The 16,564-nt window shown below is 58.9% G+C and carries 15 protein-coding genes, 1 tRNA gene and 1 pseudogene; 12 read left to right on the top strand and 5 right to left on the bottom strand.

Translation table 11 applies throughout. From position 1 onward, the window contains the following. Positions 1-2 precede the first annotated feature (2 nt). Complete coding sequence (locus HMPREF2760_RS00495) at positions 3-257, top strand: MoaD/ThiS family protein (protein ID WP_070524618.1); 255 nt, start codon at positions 3-5, stop codon at positions 255-257. Here HMPREF2760_RS00495 and HMPREF2760_RS00500 read toward each other — a convergent pair. Genes HMPREF2760_RS00500 through HMPREF2760_RS00515 form a run of 4 tightly spaced genes read right to left on the bottom strand, consistent with a single transcriptional unit; the run spans position 254 to position 4,800 of the window. Continuing rightward, on the bottom strand, positions 254-625 hold the full coding sequence (locus HMPREF2760_RS00500) for a phage holin family protein (RefSeq protein ID WP_070596311.1): 372 nt from the start codon (positions 623-625) through the stop codon (positions 254-256). The genes HMPREF2760_RS00495 and HMPREF2760_RS00500 overlap by 4 nt on opposite strands. A gap of 21 nt (positions 626-646) precedes the next feature. Next, positions 647-1,705, bottom strand: a complete 1,059-nt coding sequence (hisC, locus tag HMPREF2760_RS00505) for a histidinol-phosphate transaminase (protein WP_070596313.1) — start codon at positions 1,703-1,705, stop codon at positions 647-649. A 10-nt stretch (positions 1,706-1,715) separates the two neighbouring features. Then, on the bottom strand, positions 1,716-3,389 hold the full coding sequence (locus HMPREF2760_RS00510; RefSeq protein WP_070596316.1) for an alpha-keto acid decarboxylase family protein: 1,674 nt from the start codon (positions 3,387-3,389) through the stop codon (positions 1,716-1,718). Positions 3,390-3,402: 13 nt separating this feature from the next. Continuing rightward, the gene (locus tag HMPREF2760_RS00515; RefSeq protein ID WP_083304456.1) at positions 3,403-4,800 is read right to left on the bottom strand and encodes an amino acid permease; all 1,398 of its coding nucleotides are present in this window, start codon (positions 4,798-4,800) and stop codon (positions 3,403-3,405) included. A 113-nt stretch (positions 4,801-4,913) separates the two neighbouring features. On the opposite strand from HMPREF2760_RS00515, the gene HMPREF2760_RS00520 reads away from it, so the two are divergent. The 10 genes from HMPREF2760_RS00520 (at position 4,914) to HMPREF2760_RS00565 (ending at position 14,487) form a co-directional block, all read left to right on the top strand. Beyond that, positions 4,914-6,068 carry a PucR family transcriptional regulator gene (locus HMPREF2760_RS00520; protein ID WP_070596318.1) on the top strand — a complete coding sequence of 385 codons (1,155 nt, stop codon included), beginning with the start codon at positions 4,914-4,916 and terminating at the stop codon, positions 6,066-6,068. 45 nt (positions 6,069-6,113) lie between these two features. Next, positions 6,114-6,202, top strand: a tRNA-Ser gene (locus HMPREF2760_RS00525). Positions 6,203-6,377: 175 nt separating this feature from the next. Then, complete coding sequence (locus tag HMPREF2760_RS00530; protein WP_070596320.1) at positions 6,378-7,625, top strand: tyrosine-type recombinase/integrase; 1,248 nt, start codon at positions 6,378-6,380, stop codon at positions 7,623-7,625. A 268-nt stretch (positions 7,626-7,893) separates the two neighbouring features. Next, complete coding sequence (locus HMPREF2760_RS00535; RefSeq protein ID WP_070596322.1) at positions 7,894-8,085, top strand: helix-turn-helix domain-containing protein; 192 nt, start codon at positions 7,894-7,896, stop codon at positions 8,083-8,085. A 1-nt stretch (position 8,086) separates the two neighbouring features. Further along, the gene (locus tag HMPREF2760_RS00540; protein WP_148138828.1) at positions 8,087-8,659 is read left to right on the top strand and encodes a hypothetical protein; all 573 of its coding nucleotides are present in this window, start codon (positions 8,087-8,089) and stop codon (positions 8,657-8,659) included. A 201-nt stretch (positions 8,660-8,860) separates the two neighbouring features. Next, on the top strand, positions 8,861-9,514 hold the full coding sequence (locus HMPREF2760_RS00545; RefSeq protein WP_070596326.1) for a hypothetical protein: 654 nt from the start codon (positions 8,861-8,863) through the stop codon (positions 9,512-9,514). 366 nt (positions 9,515-9,880) lie between these two features. Next, positions 9,881-11,242 (top strand): MATE family efflux transporter, encoded by a 1,362-nt coding sequence (locus HMPREF2760_RS00550; RefSeq protein WP_231732355.1) that lies wholly within the window; start codon positions 9,881-9,883, stop codon positions 11,240-11,242. Positions 11,243-11,393: 151 nt separating this feature from the next. Beyond that, on the top strand, positions 11,394-12,551 hold the full coding sequence (locus HMPREF2760_RS00555; RefSeq protein WP_070497388.1) for an ABC transporter substrate-binding protein: 1,158 nt from the start codon (positions 11,394-11,396) through the stop codon (positions 12,549-12,551). Between the two features lie 41 nt (positions 12,552-12,592). Continuing rightward, positions 12,593-13,672: a FecCD family ABC transporter permease gene (locus HMPREF2760_RS00560; RefSeq protein WP_049156286.1), complete on the top strand. Its 1,080-nt coding sequence runs from the start codon at positions 12,593-12,595 to the stop codon at positions 13,670-13,672. Then, positions 13,672-14,487 carry an ABC transporter ATP-binding protein gene (locus tag HMPREF2760_RS00565; protein WP_049156256.1) on the top strand — a complete coding sequence of 272 codons (816 nt, stop codon included), beginning with the start codon at positions 13,672-13,674 and terminating at the stop codon, positions 14,485-14,487. The genes HMPREF2760_RS00560 and HMPREF2760_RS00565 overlap by 1 nt, the downstream gene beginning before the upstream one ends. A gap of 28 nt (positions 14,488-14,515) precedes the next feature. Here HMPREF2760_RS00565 and HMPREF2760_RS12680 read toward each other — a convergent pair. Beyond that, positions 14,516-15,755, bottom strand: a pseudogene (locus HMPREF2760_RS12680) (IS3 family transposase). Here HMPREF2760_RS12680 and HMPREF2760_RS00575 point away from each other — a divergent pair. Beyond that, on the top strand, positions 15,754-16,539 hold the full coding sequence (locus HMPREF2760_RS00575) for a hypothetical protein (RefSeq protein ID WP_148138829.1): 786 nt from the start codon (positions 15,754-15,756) through the stop codon (positions 16,537-16,539). The pseudogene HMPREF2760_RS12680 and the gene HMPREF2760_RS00575 sit on opposite strands and share 2 nt — an antisense overlap. Positions 16,540-16,564: the final 25 nt, after the last annotated feature.

Below are 16,564 nucleotides of genomic sequence, written 5' to 3' on the forward strand. Positions count from 1 at the left end.
CCATGGTTGATATACACTACTTTGCCGCAGCCCGCGCCGCCGCGGGGCGCGCGCAGGACACGGCGCAGGCGGCGACGCTGGGGGAGTTGCTGGACGTGTTGCGTGCTCGGCATACCGGTAGCACCGAGGCCGGCATGAGCTTTGCGGAGGTGCTGGAGCGCTGCACCTTCCTGGTGGATGGCGCGAGCGCAAAGGAAGACGCCGTGCTTGCCGACGCTTCCCGCGTCGACGTCCTCCCGCCTTTTGCCGGCGGTTAGTGTCGAGTTCGCAGCGGGCTGGTGAAGAAGTTCACCACGCTTGAGACAATCGCGAGGACAATCGCGCCGATGATGGCAGCGCCCCAGCCGTCGATGACGAGTGAGTCCATCAGCGCGCTGACGAGGAGCAGGACCGCGCCGTTGATGACGAGCGCGAAGAGGCCCAGTGTCAGGCAGGTCAGCGGTGCGCCGAGGAAGCGGAGCACCGGGGTGACGACCTCGTTGACGATGATGAAGACCGCCGCGATGAGCAAGAAGTTCTGGGTAGTAGCGGGAACGATGTCGATTCCGGGGACAATCGCTACCACGGCCCAGAAGGCCACCGCGACGGCAATGACGTTGAGTGCAAAATTGATAAATGTCTTCACAACTGCACTCTAACGCGGAAACTAGCCCTGCGCACCGAAGGCCGCGTCCCAGGCCTTGAGCAGCGTCTCGGTCTCCTCCGCCGTGGTGACGGAAATGCGCACGCCCTCGGGGAAGGCACGGACGAGGACGTCATTCTCGGCGAGCTGTGCGGCGACCTCCTGCGGGGAGCCCAGCTTCGCAATGCTGTCGGCGGCGAACCAGATGTGGTTGGCCTGGGACTCCGGAACGCCAAAGTCTGCGAAGTGCTTGACCAGGCGGTCGCGCTGCTTAACGGTCTCATCGGTGCGCTCACGCAGCTCCTTCTGAGCGGCCAGCGAGGCCGCTGCACCAACCTGCGCCACCGAGTTCACGGAGAACGGGATGGCCACCTTGCTTAAGGCCTCGATGATCTTGGCGTTGCCGAAGGCATAGCCCAAACGGATGCCGGCCAGGCCATAGGCCTTGGAGAAGGTGCGCAGGCCAATGACGTTGTCGTGGGTGTGGACATAGTCGGTGGCCAGCGGGACGGCCTCGTTGCGGTTGTATTCGATGTAGGCCTCATCGAGCGCCACGATGACGTCCTTCGGGACCTTGGCCAGGAAGGCGTCGAACTCCTCCTTGGTGATGATGGAACCGGTGGGGTTATTCGGGTTGCATACGAAGATCAGGCGGGTCTTGTCCGTGATGGCAGCCGCCATGGCCTCCAAGTCCACGCGGTGGTCCGCGGTGAGCGGAACCTTGACCGGGGTGGCGCCCACGACCTGCGCGAAGATGGGATAAGCCTCAAAGGAGCGCCAGGGGAAGACAATCTCATCACCGGGCACCGAGGTGATCTGCACCAGCTGCTGGCAAATGGCGGAGGAACCCGCGCCGGTGGTGACCTGCTCAGGGCTAACGCCAAGGTTTTCGGCGAGTGCCTTGCGGATTTCCACCGCACCCATGTCCGGGTAGCGGTTGACGTGCGCGACGGCAGTCTCCATGGCCTTGAGCGCGCCGGGCAGCGGCTCCTGGGTTGCCTCGTTGGAGGAGAGCTTCAAGGCGTGCTCGGCATTCTTGCCGGGGACGTAGACGGGCAGGGAGGAAAGGTCTGGTCGAATCATGTTCTCCACCTTAGGCGTTGCGGGGGCCGCGGGGCCCGAAGTCGAAATCTGCAGTTTGCGGGCCGAAGGCCTGAAGTCCCTTCGGCGCGTCGAAAGCGTCGAGGCGCACCTCAAGGAAGGCGCCGCGCTCCGGGTGGGCGGCGATATCCTCCAGGGCCTTGGCCAATTCGCCCTCGGTCGAGGCCACGTAGGACTCCATCGTGGTGTCCTTCATGAACACCTTCGGCAGAGCCGTGTAATCCCACATTTGGATCTCGTTGTACTCGCGCTCCATGCCCAGGATGTAGCGCTCGATGGTGTAGCCATCGTTGTTGACCAGCACGATGATGGGCTTGAGGTCCTGGCGCACGATGGTGGAGAGCTCCTGGGCGGTGAGTTGGAAGGAGCCATCACCGATGAAGAGGACGTGGCGGCGCTCCGGGTTAGCCAGCTGCGAGCCCAGCACGCACGGCAGGGTAAAGCCGATGGAACCCCAGATGGTGGAGTTGATGTACTGCACGCCCTCGGGCATGCGCTGCTGGCCCAGACCGATATTGGAGGTGCCGGCCTCGGCGATGACCACGTCATCTTCCTGGATGAAGCCGAGCATCTGCGGCCAGATGCGCTCCTGGGTCAGCGGGGCATCCGGGTTCGGCTCGAAGGGCTCGGGCTCGAAAGCCGCGCTTGTCGATGCCCCAGCTTCCGGGATGCGGTCGAGGAGGACGTCGAGAAGCTCCAGCGTATTAATGCCCACGAAGTACTCGCCGTCGGCGTTGAGGTGCTGGTCGCCGAAGTTATAGACGCGGGCATCGGCCAGGTTGTGGGTGAAAGAACCGGAGTTGACCTCGATGAAGCGCGGGTTCGTGGTGACCAGGAAGTCGGACTTTTCAATGCGCTCCTGCACGCCCGGCGCCGAGGCCGCGCCGTTATAGGTGCCGATGAAGAGCGGGTGGCGCTCGGACAAGATGGCCTTGCCGGAGGAGAGCTGGGAGTAGGGCAGCTGGGCCTTGTCGATGATGGCGCGGAATTTCTCAGTGAAACCGTGGCGGTTGGTGTCCTGGTCGATGAGGATGATCGGGTCCTTGGCCTTCGCGAGGTGCTCCAGCACGTAATCCGCAGCGGCGTTCAGGCGCTCCGGATCGGAGGGGGCGAGCTCGGTGGAGAAAGGCTCGTCGGGGACCTCGATGCTCAGGTGCGTGATATCGGAAGGAATCTGGATGTGCACCGGGCGCTTCTCGCGCAGGCAGGTGTGCAGGGCACGGTCGAATTCCTCGACCACGTTCATGGGGGACACACGCGTGGCCACCTCGGTGAAGGGTGCAAAGGAATCCAGCATGTTGGCAAAGTCGCCGTCGGCAAGCGAGTGGTGCAGGTTCCAGCGGAACTCGGTCGCATACTGCGGCGGCGCGCCCGCCAGCGACACCAGCGGGACGTGCTCGGCACGTGCACCCGCGATGCCGTTGAGGGCGGAAAGCTCGCCCACGCCATAGGTGGTGAGCAGGCAGCCCACGCCTTTCTGGCGGGCATAGCCGTCGGCGGCATAAGCGGCGTTGAGCTCGTTGCAAGCGCCGACGAAGCGGATGCCCTCGGAGGCCTCGATCTGCTCGAGGAAGCTCAGGTTGAAGTCACCGGGCACACCGATGATTTCAGTAATGCCGATGGCCTTGAGGCGGTCCAGGATGAAATCACCAATGGTGGTCTGCATGAGGAAGTCCTTTCTATTTGTTTCGGGCGTCGTGGCGCTTCTTGCCCAGCCAGATGAGGGCCAAGGTCACAATCCAACAGGGTAGGACAATGGCGCCGGTGCGGTAGTCCGGCAACATGAACATCAAAACGATGACGAGCGCGAAGAAGGCCAAGCACAGGTAGTTGGCAATGGGGTAGAGGGGCGCACGGAAGGCCGCGTCCGGGCAGCGCTTGCGGAAGTTCAGGTGTGCTACGGCAATGGCGGACCAGGAGATGAGCTCCGCACCAACGATGATGGCGAGGAGAACAATCAGGATCTTGCCCTCGAAGAGGAAGTTAAGCAGCACGGCAGAGCCCATGAGTAGGGCGTTGAAAAGCAGAGCGCGAACCGGAACGCCCTTGGCGCTGACGGAGTTGAAGAAGGGCGGGGCTTGGCCGCCGCGGGAGAGATCCCGCAACATACGCGCGCCGGAGAAGGTCATGGTGTTGAACACGGAGACGGCGGCGACGAGCACGATGAGGTTAAGGCCCGTGGCCGCGGCACTAATGCCCAGGGTGCTCAGCGCGCGCACGAAGGGCGAGGTGGAGGTATCCAGTTCGTTCCACGGAGCGAGCAGCACGATGATGCCGATGCCGCCGACGTAGAAGATGAGAATGCGCCAGATCACGTTGTTGATGGCCTTGGGCAGGCTCTTGGCGGGATCCTGCGCCTCGCCTGCGGCGGTGCCGATGGAGATGATGCCGCCGAAGGAGAAAATCACCGCGACGAGGGAGAAGAGCACACCGGCGGCACCGTTAGGGAAGAAGCCTCCGTGCTCGGTGATATTGCTCAAGCCGAGGGCGGGCTCCGGGGTAAGGCCGAAGACGATGGCCGCGCCGACGACGATCATGAGGATGAGTGCGACGACCTTGATGAGGGAGAGCCAGAACTCCGCCTCGGCAAAGGCCCCGACGTGCACCAGGTTGATGGCGGTGACGATGACGAGCGCGACGAGGGCGGTGAGCCAGTGCGGGATACCGGGGAACCAGAAGTCCATGATGGTGCCCGCGGCGGTGAGCTCCACCATGCCGACGACGATGGTGGTAAACCACCAGTTCCAGCCGGTGACAAAGCCGGCAATAGGGCCGATGTACTCGCGGGCGTAGGCGCTGAAGGAGCCGGCGACGGGGTGCTCCACGGCCATCTCACCGAGCATGCGCATGATGAGGAAGATGATGAAGCCGCCGATGGCGTAGGCGGCGATAACGCCGGGACCGGCCTCCTGGATGGAGGCACCGGAGCCCAAGAAGAGGCCCGTGCCGATGCATGAGCCGAAGGCGATCATTTGCAGGTGGCGCGATTTCATGCCGCGCTGCAGGCCGTCGTCTGCACTGGTGTTATCGCTGGCGACAACGTCCTGTGCCCTGACGGAATTGTTGGTTGTGGTCATGTAGACGCCCTTCATGAACGTATATGTGTGACGTGGGTCATTTAGCTGTAGGAGATTATTGCGCAGCACAGTTTTGTTTGTCACTAGACAATATTCGGAAGTATCTTTGACATATGTCAAAAGTGACACCCCCGCAGCTGACGAGCATCCAGGATATCGTCGACGAATGCGCTCAGATCCTGCAGCGCTCCGTTGAGGTGACTACCCCCGCCATCGCGGTGATTGCGGCTAGTGCGCAAATCGGTGCCATCGATAAGAACCGGGCGGCCTCTATTCTTAATCGCACCCCGCCCCCGGAGCCCATCCCGTGGATGCTGAGCTTCGGAATCCAAGAGGCTGTGCTGCCGGTACGCCTGCCCGCTAACCCGCGCTATGACATGCTGCCCCGTGTAGTCATTCCCTTGCGTCACGAGGACAGGCTGGTGGGTTATCTGTGGATTATTGATGAGCCTGTGCTGGGCGACGCCCCCTTGGCCCGCCTGGATTCATTGCTTGCGCCCCTGGCCAGGCTTATCGACGCACGCGATGCACCCCTCGCTGCCCGCGCCCAACAGCTCGGTGAGCTGGCCCGCGAGGTGCTCACAGGTGATCCGGCTGCGCTGGCCGGTGCGCGGGAGCGCGATCTCTTGCCCTCCGATGGTGAGCTGACCGTGCATCGCGTGCTGGTGGAAGGCGATCAGCGCGCGGTGGCCGTGGAACTTGCCCGCCCGTTGGTGCGCCGGCCTTTTCTGGTCGCGGATTCACACGATTCCCTCGTGCTCGTTGAGTGCCGCCGCGATGACAAGGACACCGAGGCCCTCATGGAGGAGTTGCAGAGTGCCGCGCTTGTCGCCGGCGCTGAGGTGGTGGCGCGCGGCTCGGCGCCGACGGCCCCGCAGGCGCGACTCATGGCGGACGTGGCCAAACTCTGTGGCCAGGATTCGCTGCGCTGGGAAGAGGCGGGCGCGTGGCGTCTGCTGCGCGGGTGGGAGCTGACCCCAGCGACGGTGGTGGAGATGAGCCCGGATGCTGCCGTGCTTCTCGACGACCCCCGCAATTCCTATTGGCACACCCTGCTGACCTACTTTGAGCATTCCCGCAACGTCTCTGTGACCGCCGCTGCACTCTACATTCACCGCGCCACGCTGCACTACCGCCTAGACCGCGTCCGCGAGATTCTTGGGCCCGGCGTGCTGGATGATGGCTGGCGCTGCGCGGCTCTCTACGTGGCTCTCAAGCTGCATGCGGCGCTTCAGGGAAAGAATAGGGAAGCCCCATTTTGTCCCTAGGGGAAGCGCTCAGGTAGAGTGATGGACGATTCATTGCGAATCGCTGGAGACGTGCCAGAGCGGCCGAATGGGGCTCCCTGCTAAGGAGTTGACTTACTTGCGTAGGTCCGGAGGTTCAAATCCTCTCGTCTCCGCAAACTGCATTTCCCCTGGTGAGTGTTCACCGGGGGTTTTGTTGTATCTGTGCTGGTCATTGGCGTGATACTATGTTGCCACAGGTGGCCATGAGTTGCCACTAATAGCACTCACTACGCAACAGTTACGCAACAGTTGCGCAAGACCTGGCCCCACGAAAAAGGGACATAAGACATGGCACGCACACGCCGCACTCGTAGCGATTGGGGAACTGTCCGCAAGAAGGGCCGGAGGTTCACCGCACAGTACACAGGCCCGGATGGGGCTAGGCACACCCCCGGTCGCTCATTCGAGACGCGCACAGATGCCCGTGGCTGGTTGGCAACAGAACGTAAGTTGATTGACCTAGAAGAGTGGACACCACCAAAGCAGCGCCGCGCAAAGCAGGAAGTAGACGCGGAGACTGTAGGGGAGTGGATGGACAGGTTTCACGAGTTGCTGGAGCAGCGCCCTGAGCCGCCCCGCAAGTCCACCATGCAGAACTACAGGCGCGTTACCCGCGTGCGGATTACTGAGCCGTATGGCACCGGCGCGGACGATGCGGACGTGTGCCACCTGAAGAATGTGCGTCTGGTGGAGCTGACTAAAGCGGACGTGTACCGCTGGTGGGATGGGGTGCAGCGCTGCTATCCAAAGGCCCGCACGATTAACCAGCAGGCCTATAAGCGCCTTAAGGCCGCGTGCGCTGAAGCCGTGCGCCGTGAGATACTCACCGTTAACCCGGTCGATGTTCCAGACGCTGGCAAGAAGGTGGCCACGAAAGAAAAGTACTTGCCGGAGGATTGGGAGCTTAAGGCGATTCTGAAGCACATGCCCGCCCGCTATAAGGCCCTAACATCCCTCGTGCTTCATCACGGGCTGAGGATTGGTGAGGCCCTGGCCCTGGAGGCTGAGGATGTTCACGTAGAGTACTTGCCTGCCCCGTGGATGCCGCGTGTGAGTGTGCAGGTCAAGCAGAACGCACAGCGCATTACGGATGGTGGAGGCAACCACATGGAGGTGCAGCCGCCTAAGACTAAAGCGGGTTACCGTGAGGTTCCGATTATGGGCGCGGATGTGCCCTACTTCCTGGAGCACCTGGCCCTGTATGTGCCTGCTGAGTCCACTGTGTTGCGTACTGCTGCTGGTACCCGGCGCGCCCGCCTGTTCACCACCACTAATACGGGGCAGTTGATGATGGACACGAGTTATCGCAGTGCTCTTGCCCGTGCGAAAGAGAAGGCCGGGGTGTGTGACGATATTGATCCGCACTGTGGGCGCAATTGGTTGATTACTCGTTTGGCTGAGCAGGGCGCGCACTTGAAAGAGATTGGCACGCTGTTGGGGCAGGACGATGTGGCCACAATTTTGGATGTTTACATGAAGGTTCGTGCCGGGCGCACAACCTCGTTGATGGAGAAGGTTAACGCTTCACTTTCGTAGAGTTACTACTTTCGATTAACCCCATCTAGTGTGATATGTCCCACTAGATTTTAGCCCTATTCCAGTTCTAGATTATGTCACTTAACTACGTTCTAGCGTGCTCATTCGGCATAAGGGGCGATGGAGGGGGATAAGGGGTGCTAGGTGGAATTTACGCAGGTAGCGGGCGTTTAGACTTACCTTAGTGTTGATGTGTGTCATGCGGCATATACCCCTTGCCCTGCATGAACCTCTGGCACAACGGTTCCGCACGTGACAACTTAAAGCCATGCCTAGCAATCAGATGCGCACCATTGTGCAAGTATCCGAGTTCACGCAACTATCCCCCCGAACTATCCGCCGCTACATTGCGGAGGGCCGTCTCGTGGCGTATAGGGCCGGGCGCGCTATCCGTCTTAAGCAGGAAGACGTAGACGCATTGTTTACCCCCACCAACAAGTGGAGCGGGGGCGATGACTAGAGTGACCACCCCAAAAAAGAGCACCCACCCGGGGCAAGGGCAGGTGCAGGATAACGAAACAGGCGATGTTATCGCCATTGACGATACCAGCACAGCCACCCCTGAACTAGGTGAACAGGGCTTAATCCGTGGCCTGATTGGCGCACCCGCTAACCGCGTTCTGACTCTAGCCAACACCCTCGTTCCGCATGACTTCCACGCCCCGCATAATCACACTGTGTTCGCTGCTGTGGTGGCCTGTGCTCACGCCCTCGTGGAGGCAGGCTGTAGTGATGCCCCGGTAGCTGCTGAGCGCGTACAGCAACACCTCCAGCAGGCCGGTGCTCTCCAGCAGGACACAGTAGCCCGCGCCCTTATAGCTGTCTCTACTGGAGCCTACTTACCGCCCGCATGGCCGGATGTAGAACACCTGGCCCTAGGCATGAAGCAGGCCCGCTTAAGGCGTGCCCTTGTGGTGGTGGGGGAGGATTGCCTAGCCACAGCCACGGCAAGCACACAAGAGATAGCCCGCTGCTTGAGCCGCCTAGGTGGCCTCGTTGACGTAGCCCGGCGCGCCGGGGTGGAGGTGGCCTAATGGGAACTGTTGATTACCGCCTAGTTGATGAACTCAACGAGAAGCAGCACGCCCTAGAAGCTGTGCAGGCCGCTACCCGCCGCTGTGATGCTGGTTTAAGAATGCCGCCACTGCCTAGCGGGCACCGTGACCCTTTAGGCCCACGTACAGACGCACCCGATGAAGCATGGGGAGGTAGTCGCCGTGGATAGACCAAAGACTATGAGCGGTGCCCTGGACTATGACGGATGGGAGCACCTGGAGCATGACCTGTTTGACGGGGCAGGTGAAGCCGTGCAGAAAGTACGTGAGCACGCCCGCGCTAACGGTGCCCCGCCGGTGGCCTTCCTGTTGGCTGTAGTGCAATACGTGCTGTCTTCCATGCCGGGAAACGTTGGTTTCGATGCCGGTATGGGTAGAGGCAGCATGAACCTGTTTATCGTGCTGCTCGGCAAGCCCGGCGCGGGTAAAGACCGCCTTATGCGTCTCGTGCGCAACAGCGTGCAGGTGTTCGATGACCAAACACTCCTGAAGCCGTGGCCAGTTCACCCCGGGAGCGGGGAGGGGATAACTGATGCTCTCCAGCCGCCGGAAGGTGCAAGCATTGCCCACCCGGTGCTGATTGAAGAATCAGAGGTAGGTAAATTGCACACGTTGCTTACCCGGAAGGGATCGACCTTGCGTAGCACGCTGCTAAATATCTACAGCGGTAACTCGTTGGGGGTGACCAACAAAGGCCAGATAACTGTCATACAGGAAGGCACCTACACAGCGGGCCTGTGGGTAGCCGCACTTCAGTCTCTCCTATCCATCTTCACACTCCTTCCACCTGAAGTGTTTGAAGTGGAAATCTTCAATTATGGTAGCCTTACCTAAACTAGGTATAATCTTTATACTTTCCGAAGGGAGTCTCTGCCGCTGCAAACACCAGCCCTGAACGGGATTCGGTCTCAACCAACGGTGGTACCGCTGGGGCATCGGCCAGCACCAGCTGAATCCGCAGGGGCGAACCACTAATTTCCATGGTGCAGACGGCAGCGTCCGATTGCAACTTTGGTGCAGATGTATCGCAGCGCCATTCGCTTCAACGGCCTGGAGGCCGCAAATGAATCGGATGTGCTGCGTATCTACCGCTAGAAACCGCAGCACATTGGAGACCAGCCGCCAAAATGGGCGAGGTTTAGAAGATGAGAAGCGAGGGCCGAGACGAATGTTAGTCCGAAGTTGAAGGTGGCTGCGAGGTTGAAATCCATCCGGAAATATCGCGAAGTTCTGGGAATTTCCCTTCCCATCGCTGGAGTACAACTCGCCGGAGTTGCATTGACCACCACGGACGTATTGATGCTGCAGTCCGTGGGCGTACTGGCGATAGCCGGCGGCGGCCTAGCGATGCAGCTTTACAACCAGATCCGCACGATGTGCGTGGGCATGGTGACGGCCGGGGCAAATCTTGTGGCTGAAGCAGCAGCAAAAATGGAAAAAGAGAAAACCTCTTGTCAAAATTGCGAGGCGGGAGCAGAACAGATCCGGCGGGCTGTGCGCTCCTCCTTCGCGGTGGCCACTGGCACTGCAATTCTCGGCGCGTTACTGGTCATCGCCCTAGGCGGATTGGTCCTTGTTCTGCCCATCGACAAGCACGTTGCCCAACTCACCTTCGCCATGACCCTTGCGCTCGCACCCGGGTTAGTCCCGATGATGTGGCTCAACGTCCTGCGCCAATTCGCCGTGGGCATGCGAAAACCCGGCTCCCTGTTAACCATCACGCTGATATCGATATTTATAAATATCGCATTGAACTGGTTATTTATGACATGGGCAGCCTCGGATCACTGGAAGGTAGCGGGCATCGGGCTTTCTACAACTGTCATCCAACTGCTTACCTTCCTGGCCTTCCGGATTGTGGTACTGCGCATTCCCGAGCTACAGCCCTATTTCCACATCCTTCCGTGTAAAGGAGATGGGGAGACTATCTGCCGCCTCGTCCGCCTCGGGGTACCAGTCAGTCTGACCTATGGCTCGGAGGCTGCAATAACAACCATCGCCGGTTTAGTGATGGGGACCTTTAGCCCACAGATGCTAGCGGCGCACAATATTGTGAACCAACTGGCGTACATCGTTTACCAAGTGTGCATCGGCTTTTCTCACGGCGGCTCGGTGCTGATCACAAGGGCTCGGGCCGAGAGTGCCGACTCAGTGCGCGAGATTACCCGACGCATATTGTTCGTCGTGGTCACGTATCTGGGAATAATGGGCGCGCTGTGGCTTCTGTTGGGCAGGTGGGTACTGCATCCTTTCTTAAAAGAGGCAGATCCCACCACCTTTCACATTGCCGTCCTGCTCCTATGTCTCGCGGTACTGCAACAGTTCGCCAAAGGAATCCAAAACGTGGCAGTGGGCCTACTGAGAGGCCTGAAAGACACCACCTCAGGGCTACGCTGCACCCTCGTCGGGTACTGGCTGGTTGGCGTCCCCGGGATTCTGATATTTGGAAAGCTCCTCGGATGGGAAGGATATGGCGTCTGGTTAGGACTCATCATGGGTTTCGCAACCACGGCGGTACTGCTGCTACGCACATATTCCCGCCGACTGAATGAACTGACTTAACGGGAATGTTGGGGGTAAAAGTTTCATCACCCATTGTAGATAAACAAAGGTATGGCTAACCTAATAGATCCACTTGGAAGAAAGGATTGCCTTGTCCCTCACGACAACTAGGGCTCGCGGTTTTAAAACCCCACGCGCCCCTCACCACCGAATGGCCCGCGTAGTCGCCTCAGCCGTCACCGCCACTGCCCTCCTTATGACCGCTGCCTGCAGCACTAACGATGAACAACAGACCGCAGATGACGGAGAAAAGCAACAGATCACCGACATTCTCGGGCGCGAAGTCGAGGTCCCGAAGAACGTCGATCGGGTCCTCATGGGCGGGCAACGGATGCTTTACACGACATCCATCCTCAACAAAGAAAACCCGCTCCAGGGCATCGTTGCCTGGCCAGATGACCTGGAGCAGAACGACCCTGGCACGTACAAGAAGTACGAACAGAAATTCTCAGAGATCGAAGATATTGAGCAAACTGGTGAAGTTTACGACGGCTCGATGTCCGTTGAGCAAGCTTTGAATTCCCGTCCAGATGTCTTCATTGTCTCCGCAAGCAGCTTCGAAGCCGCCCAGGATGCTGGCATCGTAGACGGTCTAGAAAAGGCCGGAATCCCCACGGTTACCGTCGATTACTTTACCGACCCGGTGAAGAACACCGCACCGAGCGTGCGCTTGCTCGGCAAGGTACTCGGCCACGAGAAGGAAGCGGAAGAGTATGCCGAGTTCTATGAGTCCAAGGTGAACATGGTTCAGGAGCGCCTAGAAAAAGCCAAGGCCACCCCCACACCGACCTTCCTCTGGCGAGCTCCCGGCTACTTCGACTGCTGCTCTACCTTCGCTAAGTCCAACCTAGCCCAAATTGTTAACGCAGCGGGTGGCGAAAACGTGGGCGACGATATGATCGACGCCAAGCAGGGGCAAGTCTCTCCCGAGGCGCTAGCTGAAAAAGACCCAGACGTCATCATCGCCACCGGCGCAGACTGGACCGGCGCCAAGCAGCAGCCAAAGAAGAATGGCTTTGTACCCCTGGGCTACGACGAGTCCACCGAACAGGCAGCCAAAGACTTCCAACGCGTTGTTGACGGGCAACCTGTCCTTAAGGAAATGCGGACGGTCAAGAACAAGCGGGCCTACGCTGCGTGGCATCACTTCTACGACTCCCCATACAACTACCTAGCCATCGAGTGGTTTGCCAAAGCCATGCACCCCGACCTGTTTTCCGATGTCGACCCGCAGGCCGATTTGGAAGAACTACATGAAAAATTCCTCCCTGTGGAGGCTAGCGGCACCTTCTGGACTGGTTTGCCATGAGCCACGGAGCACGAGCGCAATCAATTGCCACCGGAAGCGAGGTGGACGACCAAAACTCTACCCCGCAACGGCAACGCCCCCGGTCAAACTGGTACCGAACAGCTAGCAGGCGAAAGGTAGCGATCATCGCAGGGCTTACGGCCCTGCTATGCGTCACCATTGCCATAGATTTCCTCATCGGCAGCAGTTTGAACGCAAATGAGGCGCTCTACGTGCTCTTTCACCCCAGCGATTCCCGCCCAATTGACTGGCAGATCATCTTTGATATACGTCTGCCTATGACCGTCACAGCGGTGCTCATCGGTGGCACCCTCGCTGCTGCCGGCGCAGAGATGCAAACCATCTTGGATAACCCCTTGGCAGAGCCCTATACGCTGGGCATTTCCGCCGCTGCGAGCTTTGGCGCAGCCTTTGCCACCGTCTCAGGATTCACCGCGGCGGGAATCGGGGCAGCGCTGGGAATGGCGGGCAGTGCTTGGGTCTTCGCCCTCGCGGCCTGTGCGGTGATCGTCCTATTCTCTCGGTCAAAGAGCTCTGGTACCGAGGGAATGATTCTGCTGGGCATAGCCATCGTGTTCCTCTTCGATGCTCTACTAGCGCTAATGCAGTACCTCGCCTCGCAGACCCAATTAGAGCAGGTGGTTTTCTGGACCTTGGGCAGCCTTACGCGCGCTACGTGGCCTCAGATCGGCCTTCTCGCGGTCATCTCACTAATCGGAATTGCTTACTTCTACCGCAATGCGTGGACGCTGACCGCGTTTCGAATGGGCGACGACCGCGCTAGGTCCATGGGTATCAATATCCCAAAGCTGCGCACGTACACGCTGGTGGGAGTCTCCCTTATGGCGGCAACTGCCGTTTCGATGGCCGGGACAATTGGTTTCATCGGACTCGTCGGCCCACATATCGCCAGGATGCTCGTTGGTGAGGACCAACGCTTCTTCCTCACCACGTCCATCATCTCAGGTGCGCTTTTGCTGACCTCAGCCTCAGTGGTATCCAAGCTGATCCAGCCTGGGGCGATTCTGCCTGTCGGCATCATCACCGCGATTGTGGGCGTTCCCGTGTTCGTCGTCCTCATTGTTTTGCGACGCCGCCCCCGAACTGTCTCCTCAACCTAATGATCGCCTCTCCCAGTACTTCCTGCCCCAGAAAGGACCCCCTCGTGGAACAACCGCCCACGGTTCCGCCAGAACCCACACTCCGGGTAGATAACCTGTGCTTTTCCCATGGAGACGAACAGATACTGAATGACGTATGTCTCCCAAAGATCGAAGCTGGAACCGTCACCGCCCTCGTCGGCCCTAATGGCGCTGGTAAGTCGACTTTGCTGCGCTGCATGGCTAACCTATGCCGATTCAGCGGCGACGTCACTGGGCCCGAGGCAGTATATTTGCCACAGGATCCCCCGCCGGAAAGCACCCTTACCGTATTCGAATCGGTACTTCTGGCACTCCAGCATTCCCGGACGGGATTCAGCGGACTACGGGTAGCCACATCCACACAGGACCGAGTCAGCTCGGTCCTCACGCGGCTGGGGCTAGAAGACCTAGAATCCCGAACAATGTCCCAGCTCTCCGGCGGCCAGCGTCAATTAGTAAGCTTCGCCCAGGCCATCGTATGCCGGCCGCAGGCATTACTACTGGACGAGCCAACCAGCGCTCTTGACCTAAGAAATCAGCTCATCCTCATGGAGCATATTCGCGCCTATGCAGCTGAAGCACCCGCGGCGGTCGTGGTTTCGATGCACGATCTTTCACAAGCAGCGCGCTTCGCTCACCGCATTGCGGTACTCCACGCGGGCACTGTATACGCACACGGAGCAGCTAAGGACGTGTTAACCGCAAAAATGTTGCGTGAAGTCTACCGCGTAGATGGAAAAGTCACCCTTACTGATGACGGTTCTGCAGCAATCACCACATCCAGAGCCATATAAGGGGCTTGAAGTGCCCCGAGTTTTGTTCCTAGGCATGTTCCTTGATTTCTATTATTCCCTGTTGCGGGTTCTTCTTCCACAATTCGGTTTCCACCTCGGCTGGGGTTCGATATCCCAGGCTTTGGTGGAGCCTTACCTCGTTCCACCATGACACCCACTCGAACGTCGCGATTTCTACCTCGACAACATCATTCCACCTGCGAGTATGGATGAGCTCATTCTTGTAAGAGCCGTTAACGTTTTCAGCTAGAGCATTGTCATTTCAGTCACCGACGGTCCCAGTGGAAGCGGCAATCCCGTGCTGGGCGAGACGCTGGTTGTAGACAACGCTGACGTACTATAAGCCGTGATCCGAATGGTGAATAAGGCCTGTTGTTTCCTTCGCGCTCACAATCGCTTGGTTGAGTGCTTGCAGCGGTAATACCTCGGTGCGCATCGAGTCCGATAATGCCCATCCGACGATCCGCCGGGAGTAAACGTCAGTGACAAACGCGGTGTACACAAAACCCTTCTTCGTACGCACGTAGGTAATGTCGGCCACCCACAGCTTGTTTAAGGCCTTGGGCTTTGAACTCACGCTCGACCAAATCCGGGCGCAGATCCGGCCTGTTGAGGTGTACGGGTTGTGATTGGTGATCCGCCTGTGCCTGTGCCAGAAACACCAGCTAGGCGCATCAGCCGGGCGGTTTGCTCACGACCGATGTCGATTCCGTCACGGTCAAGCGCATGCCACATTGTCCGCACGCCGTAGACACCGTAATTATCCCGATGAATGGCACCAATGCGTTCAATCAGCACAGCGTCACGAAGGCGACGAGCATTTAAGCCCACGGGCTTTGGACTGGCGATAACCACGCGAGGTGATAAACCCACCAGCCCGGTTAATCTTCAACTCCGGTGCAGATGAACTCGACAGAGAAATGATTCCGGTATTTATCGATGAACCGGATCATTTCTTAACGTTTGGGGCCTGGTCGTGAGGCGAAAAAGCTGACGCAGCCTTCAGCAACTCGTTGGTATCTCGAAGCTCTTGATTTTCGCGGCGTAGCCTGGCATTTTCGGTAGCCAAATCTTCAGGAACAGGTTCTGGGATGTTTCCCGCACGACGAGCAGGCTTAAGTCCATAGACGAGCCGTGTGCCATGAAACCCCCAACTTTGAAGCTACTGCCTAGCACGCGGGATGCATCGACATGCTTTCCGCCAAGATGCGGTCCTCCACGAGACGGACCACACGGTCCTTTGCATCCTGGTCAAATTTTCTTGGCATGTTCCAGATTTTCCCATCTACTCAAACGGAACAAAACCTGGGACACTTCACACAGCCCGATAAAGCGCACCTGCTGCTGGATGGTGAGGATGACGGATTTAGGCACCGTTTCGTGTGGGCAGAACTACTAGACCCCGGCAAACTGTATGAGCGCCCGGAAGGAACTACCCGCCTAATGGCCGTCATGGTTCCCAAAGAAGTGCTTGCCGGAACGCCCGTATCGTTTCCAGACGAGATTAAGCGCAAGGTATGGCAGCAGCAACATTTGCTATCTGCCTATGGTGTCTCAAGCAACAACACAGGCCACCGCACACAGACGCAGTGCAAGGTAGCCGCCGGGCTAGCGTTATTGCGGTCTAGTGACAGCGTGAGCATGGATGACTGGAGGCGCGCCGGGGTGCTTATGGACTATTCCGATAGGGTGCAGGTGTTTGCCGCTAGCTATTCCAAAGACCTAGAGGTACAGCGCGCTGCTGACCTCCTAGAGCGCAAGGAACTTGCACAAGAGGAACAGCAGGCCCGAAAGCAACACAAGCTAGAGAAGTTCCAACTACGCGCCCTGAACCACATTGACGGGGTAGACGATGGTGCCCCACCTGTTAACTGGACGCATTTCCTCCAGACACTTGCCAGTAGGGATAGACCACTAATGAGACAGGCCGGTACTGCCCTGGCAGGGATGGAGGCCGTGCGTTTCTCTCGCACTGACACAGGTGGGCAACTTATTGAACGTGGCCCTAACTTTCACCTCGTGCTGGACGATATGCGCCACCGTGAAGCCTAAAATGCCTGTCCTATCTGTCCTGTGC

Origin of the sequence: Corynebacterium sp. HMSC065D07, assembly GCF_001810695.1 — a bacterium.
Classification (GTDB): Bacteria; Actinomycetota; Actinomycetes; order Mycobacteriales; family Mycobacteriaceae; genus Corynebacterium; species Corynebacterium hesseae.